At 47.3% G+C, this 16,923-nt stretch carries 20 protein-coding genes and 2 pseudogenes; 9 read left to right on the forward strand and 13 right to left on the reverse strand.

The window, feature by feature from the left end:
* Positions 1–396 (reverse strand): annotated as a pseudogene (locus tag PJK55_RS13285) (glutamine--fructose-6-phosphate transaminase (isomerizing)); the annotation flags it as partial.
* Between the two features lie 413 nt (positions 397–809).
* Here PJK55_RS13285 and PJK55_RS13290 point away from each other — a divergent pair.
* A complete protein-coding gene (locus PJK55_RS13290) occupies positions 810–1,145 on the forward strand; it encodes a hypothetical protein (protein WP_271306104.1) in 336 nt (111 codons plus the stop codon).
* 29 nt (positions 1,146–1,174) lie between these two features.
* Here PJK55_RS13290 and PJK55_RS13295 read toward each other — a convergent pair whose 3' ends face one another.
* Genes PJK55_RS13295 through PJK55_RS13325 form a run of 7 tightly spaced genes read right to left on the reverse strand, consistent with a single transcriptional unit; the run spans position 1,175 to position 4,668 of the window.
* Positions 1,175–1,918, reverse strand: a complete 744-nt coding sequence (locus tag PJK55_RS13295; protein WP_271306105.1) for an endonuclease/exonuclease/phosphatase family protein — start codon at positions 1,916–1,918, stop codon at positions 1,175–1,177.
* 32 nt (positions 1,919–1,950) lie between these two features.
* Positions 1,951–2,421, reverse strand: a complete 471-nt coding sequence (locus tag PJK55_RS13300) for a hypothetical protein (protein WP_271306106.1) — start codon at positions 2,419–2,421, stop codon at positions 1,951–1,953.
* A complete protein-coding gene (locus PJK55_RS13305) occupies positions 2,408–2,926 on the reverse strand; it encodes a hypothetical protein (protein ID WP_271306107.1) in 519 nt (172 codons plus the stop codon). The genes PJK55_RS13300 and PJK55_RS13305 overlap by 14 nt, the downstream gene beginning before the upstream one ends.
* Entirely contained in the window at positions 2,905–3,375 is a 471-nt protein-coding gene (locus PJK55_RS13310; RefSeq protein WP_271306108.1) for a hypothetical protein, read from the reverse strand. The genes PJK55_RS13305 and PJK55_RS13310 overlap by 22 nt, the downstream gene beginning before the upstream one ends.
* A complete protein-coding gene (locus PJK55_RS13315; RefSeq protein WP_271306109.1) occupies positions 3,359–3,808 on the reverse strand; it encodes a hypothetical protein in 450 nt (149 codons plus the stop codon). Before PJK55_RS13315 ends, PJK55_RS13310 begins: the two co-directional genes overlap by 17 nt.
* Positions 3,809–4,237 carry a hypothetical protein gene (locus PJK55_RS13320; RefSeq protein ID WP_271306110.1) on the reverse strand — a complete coding sequence of 143 codons (429 nt, stop codon included), beginning with the start codon at positions 4,235–4,237 and terminating at the stop codon, positions 3,809–3,811.
* A complete protein-coding gene (locus tag PJK55_RS13325) occupies positions 4,234–4,668 on the reverse strand; it encodes a hypothetical protein (protein WP_214876842.1) in 435 nt (144 codons plus the stop codon). The genes PJK55_RS13320 and PJK55_RS13325 overlap by 4 nt, the downstream gene beginning before the upstream one ends.
* A 205-nt stretch (positions 4,669–4,873) precedes the next feature.
* Here PJK55_RS13325 and PJK55_RS13330 point away from each other — a divergent pair, with 205 nt between their 5' ends.
* From PJK55_RS13330 to PJK55_RS13365, 8 genes and pseudogenes are all read left to right on the forward strand, one after another.
* A complete protein-coding gene (locus tag PJK55_RS13330) occupies positions 4,874–5,584 on the forward strand; it encodes a GntR family transcriptional regulator (RefSeq protein WP_271306111.1) in 711 nt (236 codons plus the stop codon).
* A 153-nt stretch (positions 5,585–5,737) separates the two neighbouring features.
* Positions 5,738–6,085, forward strand: coding sequence for a PTS lactose/cellobiose transporter subunit IIA (locus PJK55_RS13335; protein WP_214696899.1), 348 nt, complete (start codon positions 5,738–5,740; stop codon positions 6,083–6,085).
* Positions 6,082–6,390, forward strand: coding sequence for a PTS sugar transporter subunit IIB (locus tag PJK55_RS13340; RefSeq protein ID WP_224863627.1), 309 nt, complete (start codon positions 6,082–6,084; stop codon positions 6,388–6,390). Before PJK55_RS13335 ends, PJK55_RS13340 begins: the two co-directional genes overlap by 4 nt.
* Positions 6,391–6,405: 15 nt before the next feature.
* A complete protein-coding gene (locus PJK55_RS13345) occupies positions 6,406–7,812 on the forward strand; it encodes a GH1 family beta-glucosidase (protein ID WP_214696901.1) in 1,407 nt (468 codons plus the stop codon).
* A gap of 12 nt (positions 7,813–7,824) precedes the next feature.
* Positions 7,825–9,153 (forward strand): PTS sugar transporter subunit IIC, encoded by a 1,329-nt coding sequence (locus PJK55_RS13350; RefSeq protein WP_214696903.1) that lies wholly within the window; start codon positions 7,825–7,827, stop codon positions 9,151–9,153.
* A gap of 74 nt (positions 9,154–9,227) precedes the next feature.
* The gene (locus PJK55_RS13355) at positions 9,228–9,554 is read left to right on the forward strand and encodes a hypothetical protein (RefSeq protein ID WP_271306112.1); all 327 of its coding nucleotides are present in this window, start codon (positions 9,228–9,230) and stop codon (positions 9,552–9,554) included.
* Positions 9,551–10,120 (forward strand): hypothetical protein, encoded by a 570-nt coding sequence (locus PJK55_RS13360; protein WP_271306113.1) that lies wholly within the window; start codon positions 9,551–9,553, stop codon positions 10,118–10,120. The genes PJK55_RS13355 and PJK55_RS13360 overlap by 4 nt, the downstream gene beginning before the upstream one ends.
* Positions 10,121–10,206: 86 nt before the next feature.
* Positions 10,207–10,641: pseudogene (locus PJK55_RS13365) on the forward strand (alcohol dehydrogenase catalytic domain-containing protein); the annotation flags it as partial.
* A 434-nt stretch (positions 10,642–11,075) separates the two neighbouring features.
* Here PJK55_RS13365 and PJK55_RS13370 read toward each other — a convergent pair.
* The 5 genes from PJK55_RS13370 to PJK55_RS13390 form a co-directional block, all read right to left on the reverse strand.
* Entirely contained in the window at positions 11,076–12,428 is a 1,353-nt protein-coding gene (locus tag PJK55_RS13370) for a GH1 family beta-glucosidase (protein ID WP_271306114.1), read from the reverse strand.
* 24 nt (positions 12,429–12,452) lie between these two features.
* Complete coding sequence (locus tag PJK55_RS13375) at positions 12,453–13,382, reverse strand: carbohydrate ABC transporter permease (RefSeq protein WP_271306115.1); 930 nt, start codon at positions 13,380–13,382, stop codon at positions 12,453–12,455.
* Positions 13,383–13,385: 3 nt separating this feature from the next.
* Positions 13,386–14,288 carry a carbohydrate ABC transporter permease gene (locus tag PJK55_RS13380; RefSeq protein WP_214696921.1) on the reverse strand — a complete coding sequence of 301 codons (903 nt, stop codon included), beginning with the start codon at positions 14,286–14,288 and terminating at the stop codon, positions 13,386–13,388.
* A gap of 59 nt (positions 14,289–14,347) precedes the next feature.
* Complete coding sequence (locus PJK55_RS13385) at positions 14,348–15,655, reverse strand: ABC transporter substrate-binding protein (RefSeq protein WP_271306116.1); 1,308 nt, start codon at positions 15,653–15,655, stop codon at positions 14,348–14,350.
* Positions 15,656–15,857: 202 nt separating this feature from the next.
* Positions 15,858–16,871: a LacI family DNA-binding transcriptional regulator gene (locus PJK55_RS13390; protein WP_214748647.1), complete on the reverse strand. Its 1,014-nt coding sequence runs from the start codon at positions 16,869–16,871 to the stop codon at positions 15,858–15,860.
* Between the last annotated feature and the right edge of the window lie 52 nt (positions 16,872–16,923).

Here is a 16,923-nt window from a genome sequence, read left to right on the forward strand (position 1 = left end):
GAAGTGCTTCTCCATGAGATGGACGATGACTTCCGTGTCCGTCTCTGAAAGGAACGGGACGTCAAGCGTCTTCTTGATGATTTCGTCGTTCTCGATCACGCCGTTATGGACGAGCGTGAAGCGTCCTGTCGTACTTTGGTGCGGGTGGGCGTTCGGTACGCTCGGTACCCCGTGTGTCGCCCAACGTGTGTGGCCGATTCCGATTGTTCCTTCGGCGTCAGCCGGTACGATGTCACGGAGTGCTTGAATTCGTCCCACTTCTTTGAATGTACGAACGTCCTCACCGACCAAAGCAATCCCTGCTGAGTCGTAGCCGCGATACTCGAGCTTTTCGAGCCCTTTCAATAAAATCTCTTTCGTTCCAACTTGTCCGATCATTCCTACGATTCCACACATAAACAAATCTCCTCTTTGCTTCGATTTCTCGAAAAAGGAAACGGGCTTTTTAGAGTGATGTCATCAAGTCTCGCTTTGTCCGTCCGGTCACCCGAACGCTTTAACGAGACCCTCTCAGTCGTGACACGCGACTGGAAGGCATCCGCCGAATTCCTCGATCACCTTCGTCCTCGTCAACTCCGTAGAGTTCTGGCGCTTCTGTTTCATATCCAACCGTTTCTCCAGATACGCTTTCATGCTATCGAGTATAAAAAGAATTGGATAGAGCAATTCGAAAAAATGTCGCCGAATACTTTTTTACCGTTCATGTAAAAGTCACCACTTTCACTAAAAAGCCATCACTCCTTCAGGTTTTCGACTAGGGAGAGAACGGGCATGATACAAGTAACGAGTAAAGAAATGAGGGGAAACACATGGGCGGCATCTTCCTGTTGATTGGCATACTGTTATCTGTCTTATCCAGGTGGCTAGAATTTGAAGGGAATAGCACGTTAGGGGATGTCATGTTGTTTCCTGCGATTTTCTTTATGGCGATGGCATTCTTCTGCAGTTTTCCTTACTTTAAAGAATGGTGGGAAGACCGCTCCACCCGTAAGAAAGCATTCTTATTCGTGATCTTTGCCGCAGTTGGCATTCTTTGTCTGCAAGCTGCTTTCTGGTTTGTCGTTTGGCGCGATCAATGGCTCGGGCTTCTTTTTGTCATTCCGTTCCTAGCATGTTCAGGATTCATCGCGCGGCTGTTTAAATAAAAAAGGACGCGCCGCAGCACATCCTCCTTTTATTTCACGATGACATCGGCGACAACCCCGTAATGATCACTCGGTATGACGTCCGTACTCGTTCGTATGTCTCCAAATACATCGACATGCTGAACCTCAACGTCTTTCCACTCGGAACGGATCAGAATCCAATCGTATCGTTCAGGCTGCTCGAGATGAGAGGATTGTAGGTACGGGTTGTGCTTTACGTCTAAAGTCGGTCGTTGTTCTTCCGTAGCAAACGTGGTCACGTCCAGCCAACCTGTCTCCGATACATCATGATAAATAGAAGATTGAGGATGGTCATTGAAATCTCCACATAACACTTCGACCGACTTCTGGCATCCTTGACTTAACCATTCTTGAACCGCCGCCATCTGATGTTCTCGAATCGAAACGGACCGCCAATTCAGATGCACGTTCGTGATGCCCCATTCCTGACTTCCCCACTCAAGCGTACCTCGTATCGCACAAAAGTTAGACTCTTCCACGTCACCTTCCCAAATCGCCTCAACTGAATTTAAAGGAACTTTACTCAAAAAAGCGAGTCCTTCGTCCGGTGAGTCAGGATAAGGATGAAAGACGCAGAACGGATAGCCTGTCGCTTCCGCAATGTCATGCGCCACACTGCCCTGCTCATAAGAACGGACTTCTTGCAGAGCAACCATGTCCGCGTCGATGCGTTTTATTTCTTGGCAAATCGCTTCGATTCGCTTTTGCCATGACGTTTCATGGTTCCAAATATTATACGTCGCAATCCTCACTTTATACTCCTACTTCCTTTTCGACAGAGTCGTCACGCGCTCCCCCATTTTTGTTCTTCTCTTAACTCACGTTCCGTGACATAGTTCTCATCAAGACGAACCATATGATGTTCGTACAATCGATGCATCATCACAGAACTCAGGATGAGCAATGCACTCGTAACAAAAAAAGCAAGCGTCGAAATCTGCCCTGTAACCGTGAAATACAGAAAAACAATTACAAACGGGTACGAAATCAAATCGGTGATCGAGTTCCAATGCGCGAGTCGTTTCGCTTCTCTCGATAGCAAATAACGTTTTTTAATCGACTCCCGATCCCACGTCTTCTTCCATGCAGGTAAGGCAGCAATTTCTGAAATCACCAACACGCCTACTAACGATATCCACCCTTTTTCCACAGCAAAGAAAAGCATAAGTGCGAGTGCCCCGCTCATCATACTAACAGTCCATTTCCCCGTTTCATCAAATGCCGTCAACTCTCTCATCTGATCACGTTTGTTCACGACGTTGCTCCTTTTCGTATTCGCGGACTTCACGAATTTCTTTCAAATCTTGATCCGTCAAATAGTTCTCATCATAAGACTGAATGACACGGTCGAACCGTTTCGCCAAGTATTCAATCCCGAAAAACGTCAGCTGGGAAAGGAGGAACATGCGGAACGATTGTGTGCCTGTCGTTTCACTCGTAAAGTAAAAGAGTCCGTAAATCCCGATACCGGTCAAAGCGAGCGTGTGTGCCATCATTTTGAACGATAAGAGGTTACGCGCCGTTTGATTCTTCACGAAACGCAGCCACATCTGATATCGAACAAAAATACCTGTCAACACGACAGCGAGCACTGCATATAATGTTCCTGTGACAATGCCGTCCGAGAGTGTCCAATACGAGGCGTAAATCAAAAAACTGACAACGAGTCCAATTCCGATGATTCCGACACCCCATCCGGTCCAGCGATCTACTTTTAAAATCGTATCGATTTGCGATTTTACTTTTGGTGATAGTTCCATACGTCCTCTCTCCTTTCCAACACTTCTTCATATGTCGGTAGCCTTGACTGATGTGCATGAATTCGCTCTTTCCACTTCTTCTCTCGATACGATTTCGTCAACCCCCAAAGGGCGACGATTCCGCCAATCAGGATGAAGGCATCTTCGTTTACATACATTGGGATGAAGAGCGCAAATAAAGAAATGGCATCAATCCAACAGTCAATGAGTCGGTAGCGTAATACGCGAGCGACCGCTTGATGTTCGGCAAAATCGCGAATGACTCGATATTCCATATATCCTTTATAGGCCAAGCCCATGGATACGACCAACATGACCGGGATGACCCACATCGCCTGTGTCTGTAACATCACGATGAACGAAATCAAGAAAATGACGAGTACGGGCCAACCAAAGAACCGCTCGAACTGTTTGGCATGCGTTACGGTGAGTTCAAATGGACGATTCATGCGAGGCCCTCCCTTCAATCACCTCTTCATACGTTGGAAGCTCTGGTTCAACATGTTGGAGTTGTTTCGTGAACCACTTCTGCCGAAACGGACTGAGTACTCCCCATATCCCAAAAAAGAGACCGATCACGAGACCAAATTCTGTCGCTGTCAGCAGGGTCACCATGAGTGTCGTCAATAAAATCGCATCCACCCATTCGAATACGTATTGAATAATGAGAATCCGATGCGCCTTCGAATGCTTGGTCATTCGCCACATGATGCGCATTTCTTTATATCCCATCACGACGATGATCACGGAGACCGACCCCATGATGGGAATGAGCCACATTTTTTCTAACAAAAGGGCGACAATGACGGCTGTGACATACAGAATCAGCACGGGTACGGCATAACGTCGCATTCGTTGCATCCATTTTATGTCTTGCTCCACTTATATCGCCTCCTTGTTAAAGTTGATACACTCTACATCTTGTCGTTTTGTCTGCGTCTCCACGTTCCATGTCCATAACATCGCGCCACCGATGAATACCGTGACACATACATACGCCACGTTTGATGTGAACAATAATTGATGATTCAATGCGAGAAAGAAGGCAACACTGTTGATCCCGTCCCGAGCAAGTTGACGACGATATAACCCTTTCAATTCTGGTTGAAATGACAGGCGCATCCGATAACGCTTCACATATAAGATGTTCAACGGAATGAGTGTACAGGCGATATACAACACGCCCAATGTAAGGTCATCCGTCCATAAACTGATGGGAAACATGAGTACCACCAATGTTCCAAATATGCCGAAGATCCATTGGTCGAATAAACGTTTCCATGCCTTCTCTTGCGTTATGCGTTCATTCATCTCTTCAACCGTTGTTTCTCGGATTGATCCACCAAAGGCATGCGTTCTCCGAATTGTTTTTGGAAAGTCTGACCGAACACCATCCACAAGGTGAGAACAACAAAAATTGTCAATGTGTCAACTTGCATAAAGAGAAGCGCCACCGTGATCACAATGAGGATTGCTGAATCCACTAAATCGTATATGAGTTCCCATTTTAGAGACTTCACTTTAATTTTTTCGCTTTCATGCGTACGATGTTTCTGATACTTGCTAACATCTATCCCAATCATCGCGATTCCGACAACAATGAGTGGAACTGTCAGCCATACATTACCTTCGAAGTATGACACTGCAAGCGCCATGAATATGAAAGCAAACGAGGTATATTTTATTCGAAGTGGTGACTTCCACCATGTATCTCCTTGTACAAATCGATTTTGATTGTTCACTTAACAAACACCCTTTCTTTACAGGATCTACCTTTCTTATACGCAATCTCCTTTTATATTGTTTCACATTTTCCGAATATTCCCGCAATGAATCGTTCGACTTTTTTCAACAATTGATAAATGAAACGTATCCGCTTACAAAGTTTATCTGCTATACTGTTAGCAAATTCATTCCCACAAATTTTTTTGAAAGGTGTAGAACTGTATGTCTCCGAAGTACAAGCAAGTTGCGAGCCAGATTGAATCAGACATTGTCAATCACGTCTACCAACATACGAATAAATTATTGACCGAAGATGAGTACGCCAATAAATATGGTGTCAGTCGCAATACGGTCCGAAAAGCAATCGAGATCCTCGTCAACAAAGGATACGTCTATCAAGTCCAAGGGAGCGGTGTCTTCGTCCGTGACCATTACAATAGCGATTACATCAACCTTGAAAAACTTCAAGGTCTCACAAGTGACTTCAGTGGCCGGAAAGTCGAAACACGCGTCTTACATTTCGAACAGACAGTCGCAAACGATGAAGTCGCAGAACGTATGAAGTGCCCAATCGGGACACCTGTTTATTTCGTAAAGCGTCTTCGCCTCGTCGATGACCATCCTTTCTCGGTGGAAGATTCATACTTCCGAAAAGAGCTCGTCATCTACTTAGACGAGAACATCGTCCAAAAGTCGATTTATACGTATTTACGAAGTGACCAAAAACTTGCCGTCGGATTCGCCGATCGTGTCATCTATGCAGACTTTTTAGATTCTGAGTCCGCCGATCTGCTCGACTTGAACGAGAATGACCCAGCCTTGATTGTCGACAACACCGTCTATTTAACAAATGGTCAAATCTTCGACGTCTCTCGTTCCATCCATCATTTTAAACATGTCAAAATGCTTAAAGTCTCGAACATCAAGTCCTAAACGCGCCCGAGAGATGCTTTTCTCGTGCGCATTTTTTATGCATTTTTTTCGAAAAGAAAGGGTTTACACGAAAACGCTTTCGTGCTACTATCAACGTGTAGAAAATATTTGTACCTATGAATTTTAGTTATCCATACAAAAAGGAGAGATATTATGGTTTCTGAAACAATCGAAATCTCACCGGAAGATATTTTCGGTCTCATCGCCCTCTCGGGTGACGCCAAAGCGAGCTACCATCAAGCGATGCTCCTCATGCAAGAAGGAAAAAAAGAAGAAGCCGAGGCAGCGGTCGTTGCTGGTGACGCAACATTAAAAGAAGCACACGCAATTCAAACGAAATTCGTCACGCTCGAAGCACAAGGTAAATCGGCAACGGTCGGTGTCCTCATGGTGCACGCGCAAGATCACTTGATGAACACGATTCTCGTCAAAGAAATGCTTGGATATATGATGAACATGCAAAACGAAATCAACGAATTGAAAGGAATGGATCAAAAATGATTAAAATCGGACTCTTCTGTGCGGCAGGTATGTCAACAAGTATGTTAGTAGAAAAAATGAAAGCGGTTGCCTCTGAGCGCGGCATCGAAGCTGAGATCGCAGCATACCCAGAATCAGAAATGGAGACATACGTTAACAACATCGACGTTGCACTTCTCGGACCACAAGTGAAGTACCTTCTTTCAAAAGGGAAGCAAATCTGCGAACCAAAAGGTGTCCCAATCGATGTCATCAACACAGTCGACTACGGCATGATGAACGGTGCGAAAGTATTAGACCACTCATTAAAACTTGTAAATAAATAAACTGAGGTGATGACTTTGAAAATGCCTAAAGATTTCTTGTTCGGCGCTGCTTCGGCCTCTTATCAGGTCGAAGGCGCATGGAACGAGGACGGGAAAGGTCTCTCGAACTGGGACGTCTTCTCGAAAATTCCTGGTAAGACATTTGAAAACACAAACGGCGACGTCGCAGTCGACCATTACCACCGTTATAAAGAAGACATCGCGCTCATGGCAGAGATGGGACTCGAATCGTATCGCTTCTCGATCTCATGGCCACGCGTCTTCCCGAACGGTACGGGTGAAGTGAACGAAAAAGGACTTGAGTTCTACAACAACTTGATCGACGAATGTTTGAAACACGACATCGTCCCATTCGTCACACTCTACCATTGGGACCTTCCACAAGCACTTGAAGAAAAAGGTGGCTGGAAGAACAAAGAGACGGTTGACGCATTCGTCCGTTTCGCGGATACTTGCTTCCAATCGTTCGGTGACCGTGTTAACCACTGGATCACATTCAACGAAGCGGTCATCTTCTGCTCACTTGGATACTTAACAGGCGCACACCCGCCAGGCATCGAAGGCGACGTCAAAGGTTATTTCCAAACGACGCATAACGTCTTCGTCGCTCACGCCCGTGCCGTCGAGCTCTTCAAACAAAACGGTCACACTGGCGAAATCGGGATCACGCACGTGTTCAACCCGGCGTTCAGTATCGATGACGCAGAAGAGAACAAGTTTGCCGAAATGCATGCGAACGCTTATGCGACACATTGGTTCTACGACCCAATCTTAAAAGGTGAATATCCGGAGTACGTCGTGAACGGTTTAAATGAACAAGGTCTTCTCCCTGAAATGACGGAGGAAGAACTTGACGTCTTGAAACGTACCGCTCCGATGAACGACTTTATCGGTCTCAACTACTACAGCCCACAGCGCGTCATGAAAAATGACTCAGCGCTCGTCATGGCTGGTGGACGTGAAAACTCGACAGGTCGCCCTGGTAACCCATCGTTCGATGGCGTCTATAAGACAGTCAAGATGGACGACAAAGTGTACACGAAATGGGATTGGGAAATCTCACCGGAAGCGTTCCTCGATGGGATGCACATGTTAAAAGATCGTTACGGCGACGTCAAAATCTATATCACAGAGAACGGTCTCGGTGATGTCGACCCGATCGTCGACGGTGAAATCATGGACACGCCACGAATCGAGTACATCGAAGGTCACCTTCGTGCAGTCAAACATGCTGTTCAACAAGGCATCAACGTTGCCGGTTACTACGCTTGGTCTGCAATTGACCTTCTCAGTTGGTTGAACGGTTATAAGAAACAATACGGCTTCATCTACGTCGACCACAACAACGGGCTCGCACGGAAGAAGAAGCAGTCGTTCCACTGGTATAAAGAGATCATCGCCACGCGCGCTGAAGACCTATAAGGAGGTTCCCCTATGAGCCGCTTAGAAAGAGTATTTGAAAAGTTCACCCCTGCTTTTGTTCGCTTTGCGAACGCCAAGCCCGTCCTTGCGATTAAGGACGGGTTCATCCTCACGATGCCGATGACCATCATCGGGTCGCTGTTCCTTCTCATCCTGGCGTTACCGATTCCAGGTTGGGCTGACTTCATGTCAGGTCTATTCGGGGCAGACTGGTCACTCCCGCTCACGCAAGTCGTCGGTGCGACGTTTGACATTCTTGCTTTAATCGGTGTTTTTGGAATCGCTTACTCGTACGTTAAGAACGAAAAGATCGAAGGGGTACCGGCTGGTATTCTCGGAATCATCTCGTTCCTCATCATCACACAAGCTTCTGTCTTGTCTGAATCTGGGGAATTCGTCGGTGGCGTCATTCCAAAAGTATGGACAGGTGGACAAGGTGTCCTCGCTGCCATCATCGTCGGATTGACAGTTGGATTCATCTACTCGCAGTTCATCAAACGTGGGATCAGCATTAAAATGCCAGACGGTGTACCGCCAGGCGTATCGAACTCATTCTCTGCACTTGTTCCTGGTTTGGCAATCATCTCGCTCGCCGTTGCAACGTTTGCGATTTTCCAAGCGGTTGCAGAGCGTACGTTCACAGAAGTCATCTATGATGTGCTTCAAGCACCACTCCAAAACTTGACAGACACACTCGCTGGAGCCGTTATCATCATGGTGCTCATGTCTGTCATGTGGTGGTGTGGGATTCACGGTGCCGCAATCCTTATGGGAATCATGGGACCACTTCTCACAGCGAACGCGCTTCAAAACCAAGCGATCATCGATGCAGGTGGTACGCTTGTCGCTGGTGAGAACGCAAAAATCGTTACAATCCAGTTCCTTGATGTGTTCACGAAACTCGGTGGATCAGGGATCACAATCGGTTTCATCATCGCGACACTGATTGTCGCACGTTCGGCACACTTGAAGCAGCTTGGTAAGTTATCACTTGCGCCAAGTATCTTCAACATCAATGAGCCTGTCATCTTCGGGATGCCAATCGTCTTCAACCCGATCATGTTCGTCCCATTCGTTGTCGTGCCAGCCATCGCTTCATTCATGGTTTACTTCGCCATCCTTTGGGGTTGGGTCGAGCCGTTCAACGCCCTTCAAGTACCATGGACGACACCTCCAGTCATCTCTGGATTCTTGATTGGTGGATGGCGTGCTGCGCTCTTACAGATTGCAACGATTGCTATGGCCGTTGCGGTTTACCTTCCGTTCGTTCGCATTCAAGACCGCGTTTCGTATGGTGAAGAATTGAAAGCACAAGAAGAAGCAGATAAAGCGTCAGCCTGAAACAAAAACGACAGCCCTTCTCAGCAATGAGGAGGGCTGTTATATTTAGGGAAAAGAGTTAAGGAGTTGGAAATTTGAAAGCATACTACCCTTCTATATTCGCTGCCATCGCCGGTCTGACCGGAGTAATCGGACTGGTGTTTCAATCGGTCTACCCAATTATGTTGTCTCCCGTCTTTTTACTTATCGCGGGATACTCTGTGGTACATGCGAATAAGCAGAAAAGAACCGTCCGAAATTATACAGCGAGCTTTATGATCTTATCGAGTGCCGCCCTCGCATTCGGTCTTGGCTTCCAGTCCATCATCCCGTACGCCATGCTCATCGGGGTCGTGCTACATATGGTCTGTCTGATTGCTGCATTCATCGCGCTCGGACGGTATCGGGCTCACATCTCATGAAGATTGTGACAGGACTCGGTTGGGGCGCGTCCATTCTAGCGCTCGCCCTCACCCCACTACTTGCCGTCGATTGGATTCTCATCTATTTACTTGAAGACACATCGTTCCCGGTCCTATCGACACTCTCTATGCTCGGTTGTTTCTATCTGCTATCGACTACCTTGAGCTTCTTTGTCGATGGTCTAACGGGAGCGCTACGCTCATTTTTTCGTGTGAACGCACCGCGCCTACTCGATACAATCCTTCACGGAATCGTGAGCGGGGTTAGTTTATACGTCGTGCTCTCCTTCTTTCCATCCATTGATTTATCATCGTTCACCGCCATAGCGATTATATTCGTGCACTTATTCGGTGCATCGTTTTGGCTAAATCGGGAGGATTTGAAAGAAAAGACGCCACTCGAACTCGATTCCATCGATCAACAGATTGTTCATCTGTTACGCACGGAGACAATCGTGTCCTGTGTCGAACGCATCCAGAATGATTACCCGGAATTACCGAAGCGGGACGTATTAAAGCGAGTCAAACAGATCAGTCAATCTACCGAAGTCACCGAACCTACTTAATGGCCGGTGACTTTTGTGCGTCATCACGAGTGAATCGCGAGCCGTATGCTATAGTTTGAGTGAATCTAACGAAGGAAGTGATCAGTATGAAGGCACTCGTCTTTCATCAGTTTGGCGGTCCTGATGTCTTAACCTATGAAGAAGTCCCGACACCGATGCCACAAGTCGATGAAGTATTGGTCCGCACGAAAGCAATCGGACTGAACTATGCCGATGTATATCGTCGAAAAGGGAATTATCATCTTGTCGGAGAACCTCCATACATTCTCGGGTATGAAGGGGCCGGCGTCATCGAGGCGATCGGAGCGAACGTCACGTCGCTACAAGTCGGAAATCGCATCGCCTTTGCGGATGTCCCGCATGCCAACGCAGAATTCGTCGCTGTCCCACTCGACAAGGCGATTCCCCTCCCAGACACCATTTCATTTGAAACGGCCGCATCGGTCATGCTTCAAGGATTGACGGCTCATTATCTCGTTCACGATAGCTATCGGATTCAACCTGATGACGTTCGCCTTATCAGACGGGTCATCAGCCCACGCCTTTTTAGAAAGTCGGAAGAGCCAAGGGAAGATTCTTTTGATTCCGTAAACAAACGCCAGCCCTTTATAAGGTGCTGGCGTTTTACATATCGTCTTTTCGGAGCGAGTACCCATCCACCTCCAGTAATCGCATCCGCCTTTGGTCAATCGCTGCATGTACAATCACGGTCACACCCGGATTGAGCTCCATTATCTTTTTGATTTTTCGTAAGTCATCCCCACTGATCTCGACCGGCAACACGAACTCCCCTTCTCTCAAATGAACGAACTTGATCTTCCCTTGGTCGTCATAGCCTGTTACTTCGTATGTCGAAAATTCTCGTTTCATGAATATCCCTCCCCTCATACAGTTCCCGTAACAGATAAAATGCACACAAAAAATCCATCCCCGTAGCGGCAGGGATGGATGCATGTTACGCCTCGACGCTATCCGCGTGTTTGGCTTTATGGTCGGCGATGACACCAGCATACCACTTCGCGCTATCTTTCCAGATACGCTCTTGTGTCTCAAAGTCGATATAGAGGATTCCGAAGCGCTTCTCGTATCCGAAGCTCCATTCGAAGTTATCCATGAGCGACCAGAGGTAGTAGCCTTGAATGTTCATGCCTTCATCGTTCAAGTCAGAAACGGCTTCGAGGTGCTGGCGGACGTAGTCGATCCGGTTATCGTCATGGACTTCGCCATTTTCCAGCACGTCGTCAAATGCGGCGCCGTTCTCTGTGATGTAGATGGGAAGGTCAGTATACTCGGCGCGTAAACGACGGATCAGGTCTTTGAATTCGTTCGGGGCGATATCCCAGCCCATGCCCGTCTTCTCGTAGTCCGAGTAAGCGTCTGCCTTCAAGAAATCATTTGCTGCGTTGAACTCGACAATGCCACGGCTGTAGAAGTTAATGCCGAAGAAATCGCAAGCTGTCGAGATCGTCTCCATATCACCCGATTGGATGAAATCGAAGTTATGCACATATTTAGAGAACAAGTTCATCATGTCGACCGGATACTGGCCTTTGAAGACCGGATCGAGGAACCAGCGATTCGAATACCCGTCGGCATTGTTCATCGCAAGGCGGTCATTCGCCGAATCCGTCTTCGCGTACATCGGTGACAAGTTGAGCGTGATGCCGATCGGGGTCGTGGATGTCATCTCTCGCTTCAACAATTCGACCGCTTTTCCGTGCGACAACAAGATGTGGTGCACGGCGCGTACCGCTTCGTTCATGTCACGATGACCCGGTGCGTGAACACCGACATGGTAGCCGAGGAAGCCGGCACACCAAGGCTCATTGTGGGTGATCCAAGAGTCGACGATGTCATCAAGCTCTTCAAAACAGACTTTCGCATAATCGAGGAACCAGTCAACCGATTCACGGTTGACCCAGCCACCTTCTTCGTGAGCCCACATCGGAAGGTCCCAGTGGTAAATCGTGACGGCTGGTTTGATTCCTTCTTCACGGAGACGCAGCGCCAAGTTTTTGTAGAACGCCATACCTTCTGGGTTATACTCTCCCTTGGCAGGGAAGATTCGTGGCCACGCGATGGAGAATCGATACGTGTCGACACCTAGCTTTTTGATGTGCTGGATGTCTTCCTCGTAACGATGGTAGTGGTCACATGCGACATCGCCGTTATGCTTTTCAAACACGCGCCCGTCGATGTCACAGAACATATCCCAGATGGAAGGGGTACGTCCCCCTTCATTGTGTGCGCCTTCAATTTGGTATGAGGACGTGGCTGTCCCGAATACGAAGTCTTTCTTAAAATGCATAGTGTTTTCCTCTTTTCTCTATATTTATTCTTTGACAGCACCTGCCGAAATACTGCTGACGATGTACTTCGAGAGGAACAAGAAGGCAATCATGATCGGTACGACCGAGATCGCGATTCCTAGGTAAAGCGCGCCAAGGTTTTCTGCGACTTGTGATCCTTTCAAGAAGCCCATCAAGACAGGCAACGTGTATTTCTCAGGAGAGAATAAGAGGACAAGTGGCATCAAGTAGTTGTTCCACGAGCCGATGAACGTGAAGATCGACATCGTCGCAATCGCTGGCATCATCATCGGGAGTGCGATTGTATGGAAAATGCGTAACTCGCTCGCACCGTCAATCCGTGCCGCTTCAATCAAACTGATGTGAAGTGTCGCTTGCGTGTACTGGCGGATGAAGAAGACCGTGAACGGTGTTGCAATCGCAGGAACAATCAACGGGATGAACGTATCGAGAATACCGAGCGTTTTTGAAATCTCGTAGAATCCGATGAGTCCAAGTTGTGCCGGAACCATCATCATGACGAGCATGAAGATGAACATCGCATTTTTCCCTTTGAAGTTGTAGAACGTGAATCCATAAGCTGTAAGGGCTGAAAAGTAACCTGACAGTACCGTTACCGATACCGAGATAATCAAGCTGTTTTTAAAACCGGTCCAGATGTTGATGTACTCGCTCAGGGTAGCGTAGTTATCGAGCAACGCATTACCAGGGATCAAGGTGAAGCCAGATATGACTTCTCCATTCGTCCGAGTCGCGTTGATGATCATCATCAAGAACGGGATGAAGCAGATAATCGCAAGAATAACCAAACTTGCATAGATCAATCCTCGTATAACACGATGCTTCGGCTTTTGTTTTTTAGGTGGCGCCACTTTGAGTGGACGGTCTTCTTTACGTTTTGGCTGCGCTTCGCTATCCGGAAGCATTCGCCGTGTTTCTGCATTTTGTTCCATCGCTTACGCCCCCTTCTTCTGTGTTGCGCGTTCGTTGCGGAACATACCTTTGAAGACGATCGCCGAGAAGATGAGCGTAATCAAGAATAAGCCGTAAGCGACCGCAGATGCGTAGCCGTAGTTGTTGTACTTGAAGGCTTGGTTATACAAGTAAAGCACCATCGTGTTCAACGAACCGTCTGGTGAACCGATTCCATCTGTAATCAACATCGGAAGGTCGAACAATTGGAGCCCACCAATGAGCGATGTGATCATGATGTAGAGAAGAATTGGTTTTAAGAGCGGCAACGTCACTTTCGTAAACATCTGCCAACGGTTCGCACCGTCGATGTGAGCGGCTTCAAAGTAATCTGTTGAGATTCCTGAGACACCGGCCATCACGATGATGAAGGAGTGACCGAACCACATCCATGTCAAGATGAGTGAGACGGATAGTTGAGCCGTCACGGGTTCTGCCAACCAGTCGATCGGATTTGAAATCAAACCGATTTTCATCAACACCATGTTGAGTGAACCATGCTGCCAGTCGAGCAAAATACCGAACAAAAGCGCGACCGAGCTGATTGTAATCAAGTTTGGAAGATAGAAGAATGAACGGAAGAAGTTTAATCCTTTTAGCTTCAAACGTAGATCTGAGAATAAGAGCGCCAATAAAAGGGCCATTCCCATCTGCAAGGCGAAGTTGACTCCCCAAATCTTGATGGTGTTGAAAAACGCTTCGATGAAGTATGTGTCCGTCAACAACCGTGTATAGTTCGCAAATCCGACAATCTCTTCTCCTGGGCTACCGGTATAGTTCGTGAAGCTATAGTAAAGCGTCAAGAAAACCGGATAAATGCTAAACGTCAAGAATACAACCCAGAACGGGGCGATGAACAGATAGCCGTAACGATCTAATTTTTTCACGTGTATTTCTCCTTCCATAAGAACCGAGGGAGGAAATCCCTCCCTCGTGTTGGTCATCGTCAGTCTACTACGATGTCTGGGTAAGCGTTTTTAACTTGTTTCTTGAACTCTTTGATTGCATCTTCTTTCGACTTCTTACCTTCTACGTAAGATGTAACTGCCGCTCCGTAAAGCGTGTCGAGCTGTTGGTCGTATTTCGTAACAATCCCTGGTTTGATCGATTCTGCTTCTCCGAGGAAGAACTCATAGTTGTTCTGTCCACCGAGGAACTCGTCGCTGAAGTCCGTTTTGATTTTTTCTGTAACTGGGTTGAAGGCAAGTACGTCGCCTGTTTCTTTCGCCCATTCAGTCAAGAACTCTTCATCCTGTGTCATGAGTTTGATGAAGTCGTAAGCTTCTTCTTTATGTTTAGAGTCTTTGTAGATCCCGACCCATGTACCGCCCCAGAAGTATGGGCTCGGTCCGCTTGTAACAGCCCAGTCACCAGCAGTGTCTTTCGCGTTCTCTTTCAAGACAGCGTGGAGACCCCAAGTTGGGAGGACGTAAGAGAAGACTTCTGTTTCCGTTTCTTTGCCGCCTTCTTTCACTTTGATCGGCTTATCCATTCCTTCGAACCAAGATGGTGACCATTCTGGTGCGAGAGCAGTTAAGTTATTTTCACGAAGCTCTTTCGCGTAGTCGAAGTAGTTTTCTTTTCCTTCAGTCAACACAAGTTCATTGTCTTCGTTTACCCATGCTTGTGGGTCATCGCCTTGTGCGAACCAACGGATTGAACCTTCGTCTGGGAAGAGTTTGTAGCCTTTATCTTTAAGCTTTTCACCGACTTCGAAGAGTCCGTCCATCGAACTCATCATTTCGCCGACTTCAGCCGGGTCATCAGTACCGAGTGCTTCTTTAGCGATGCTACGTTTGTAGTAAATTCCACCTGGAGTTGTTTGCCATGAAAGGGCACGAACGTTTCCGTCCTTGTCTTTCCCGAGGTCGAAGACGTAAGGAACGATGTCTCCTGAAACTTCTTCTGCGTTGTATGGTTCTTCCGAAAGGTTTTCCCAATATCCAGCGTCAATCCATTGTTTAAGGAACGCGATTTCACCCGTGAAGACGTCCGGCGCGCCGACGCCACTTTCAAGAGCTGGCTTCAACTTCGTTGCGTAGTCAGCCGTCGGTACGATTGTCAATTCGACTTTTACGCCGTTACGCTCTTCAAACGTTTTGATTGGCTCTTTCAACTCATCCGTGAATGACCAAATTTTTAGAACATCATCTTTTGAACCTTCTGAAGATGATCCTTCGCCGCCGTCAGAGCAAGCGCTCAAGACACCAACTGAAAGTGCTCCAATGGTAAGTAAGCTAACAAGTTTACGCATGTGTTGTTCCCATCCTTTTTATAAGTAGTATTAGAAAGCGCTTGCAAAAAGAGGTAAATAATTGTCGAAAGCGCTTTCGGTTTATCCGAAATAAAATATCGAAAGCGGTTTCGATTTTCTCTAAAAATGACTTTCGAAATCGCGCTCCCCTCTCCATCCGCTGAAGAAAAGAGAGCGACTTCGAAATATCATTGGCTATAAATCACTGTTTGACCGGCGCACAAGATGCCCGTTCTACTAAGCGTACCGGAATGATGCGACGTTCGGTGAGTCGCTCTTTCGCGGTCATTTGTTCAAGTAAAAGTTCTGCTGCCGCTTCCCCGATTTCATCCGTATCTTGGCGAATCGTGGTCAGTTTCGGCGTAATGTATTGGATCATTTCAATGTCGTCGTATCCGATGACAGAGATGTCATTCGGGACGTGAAGACCGTGTTCGTGAATCGCTTCGATGACGCCAATTGCCATTTGATCCCCGGCCACAAAGACTGCAGTCGGTTGATCATCTAGTTCAAGCAATCGTTCCATCGCTTGCTTCCCTTCTCCTACTGAGAAGAAACCGGCGTTGACGAGGTAGCCCGGTCGAATCGGAAGGTTCAGCTCTTGCATCGCAAGTTCATATCCTTTGATCCGTGCCGCTCCAGCGTCAATCGTCTCATCCCCAGCGATGTGGGCAATTTTTCGATGACCAAGTTCATACAGATAATTCACAGCGAGACGTGCCCCTTCGATGTTGTCGGAATAGACGACGCTACAATTGGCGCTGTCCATATCGACGACGACGATCGGGATGTCGCTTCGCATGAGCTCCTGAACTTGCTCATCCATTCGGTCCGAGCAGATGACGACGATGCCGTCGACCGCACGGTGTTTGAAGTGTTCGAGATAACTCATATCACGGTTGCGCAGGTTACGCGAGGCGAAGATTAAATCGTAGCCTTGCTCCTCTGTCGCGTGACGAAAACTTTCAATGATTCCGTTGAAGAACGGGTGTTTCATCCCCACTTCATTCGCTTCTGAGAACATGACCCCGATCGCCCATGATTTTTTCGTCGATAACGACTGGGCATGTGCGTTCGGTAAGTAGTCCATCTCAGCAGCAGCTTGAAGAATCTTCGCTCTCGTCTTGTCACTCACGTCTTTGTAGTTGTTCAACGCTTTAGACACTGTCGTGATTGAGAATCCTGTTTTTTTGGCTAAATCATAAATCGTACCCATGTCATTCTCCTCTTCCCGAAAGCGCTTTCGGTAATTTGATTGTAGCGTATGG

The organism is Exiguobacterium sp. MMG028, assembly GCF_027947425.1.
Lineage (GTDB): Bacteria > Bacillota > Bacilli > Exiguobacteriales > Exiguobacteriaceae > Exiguobacterium > Exiguobacterium aestuarii_A.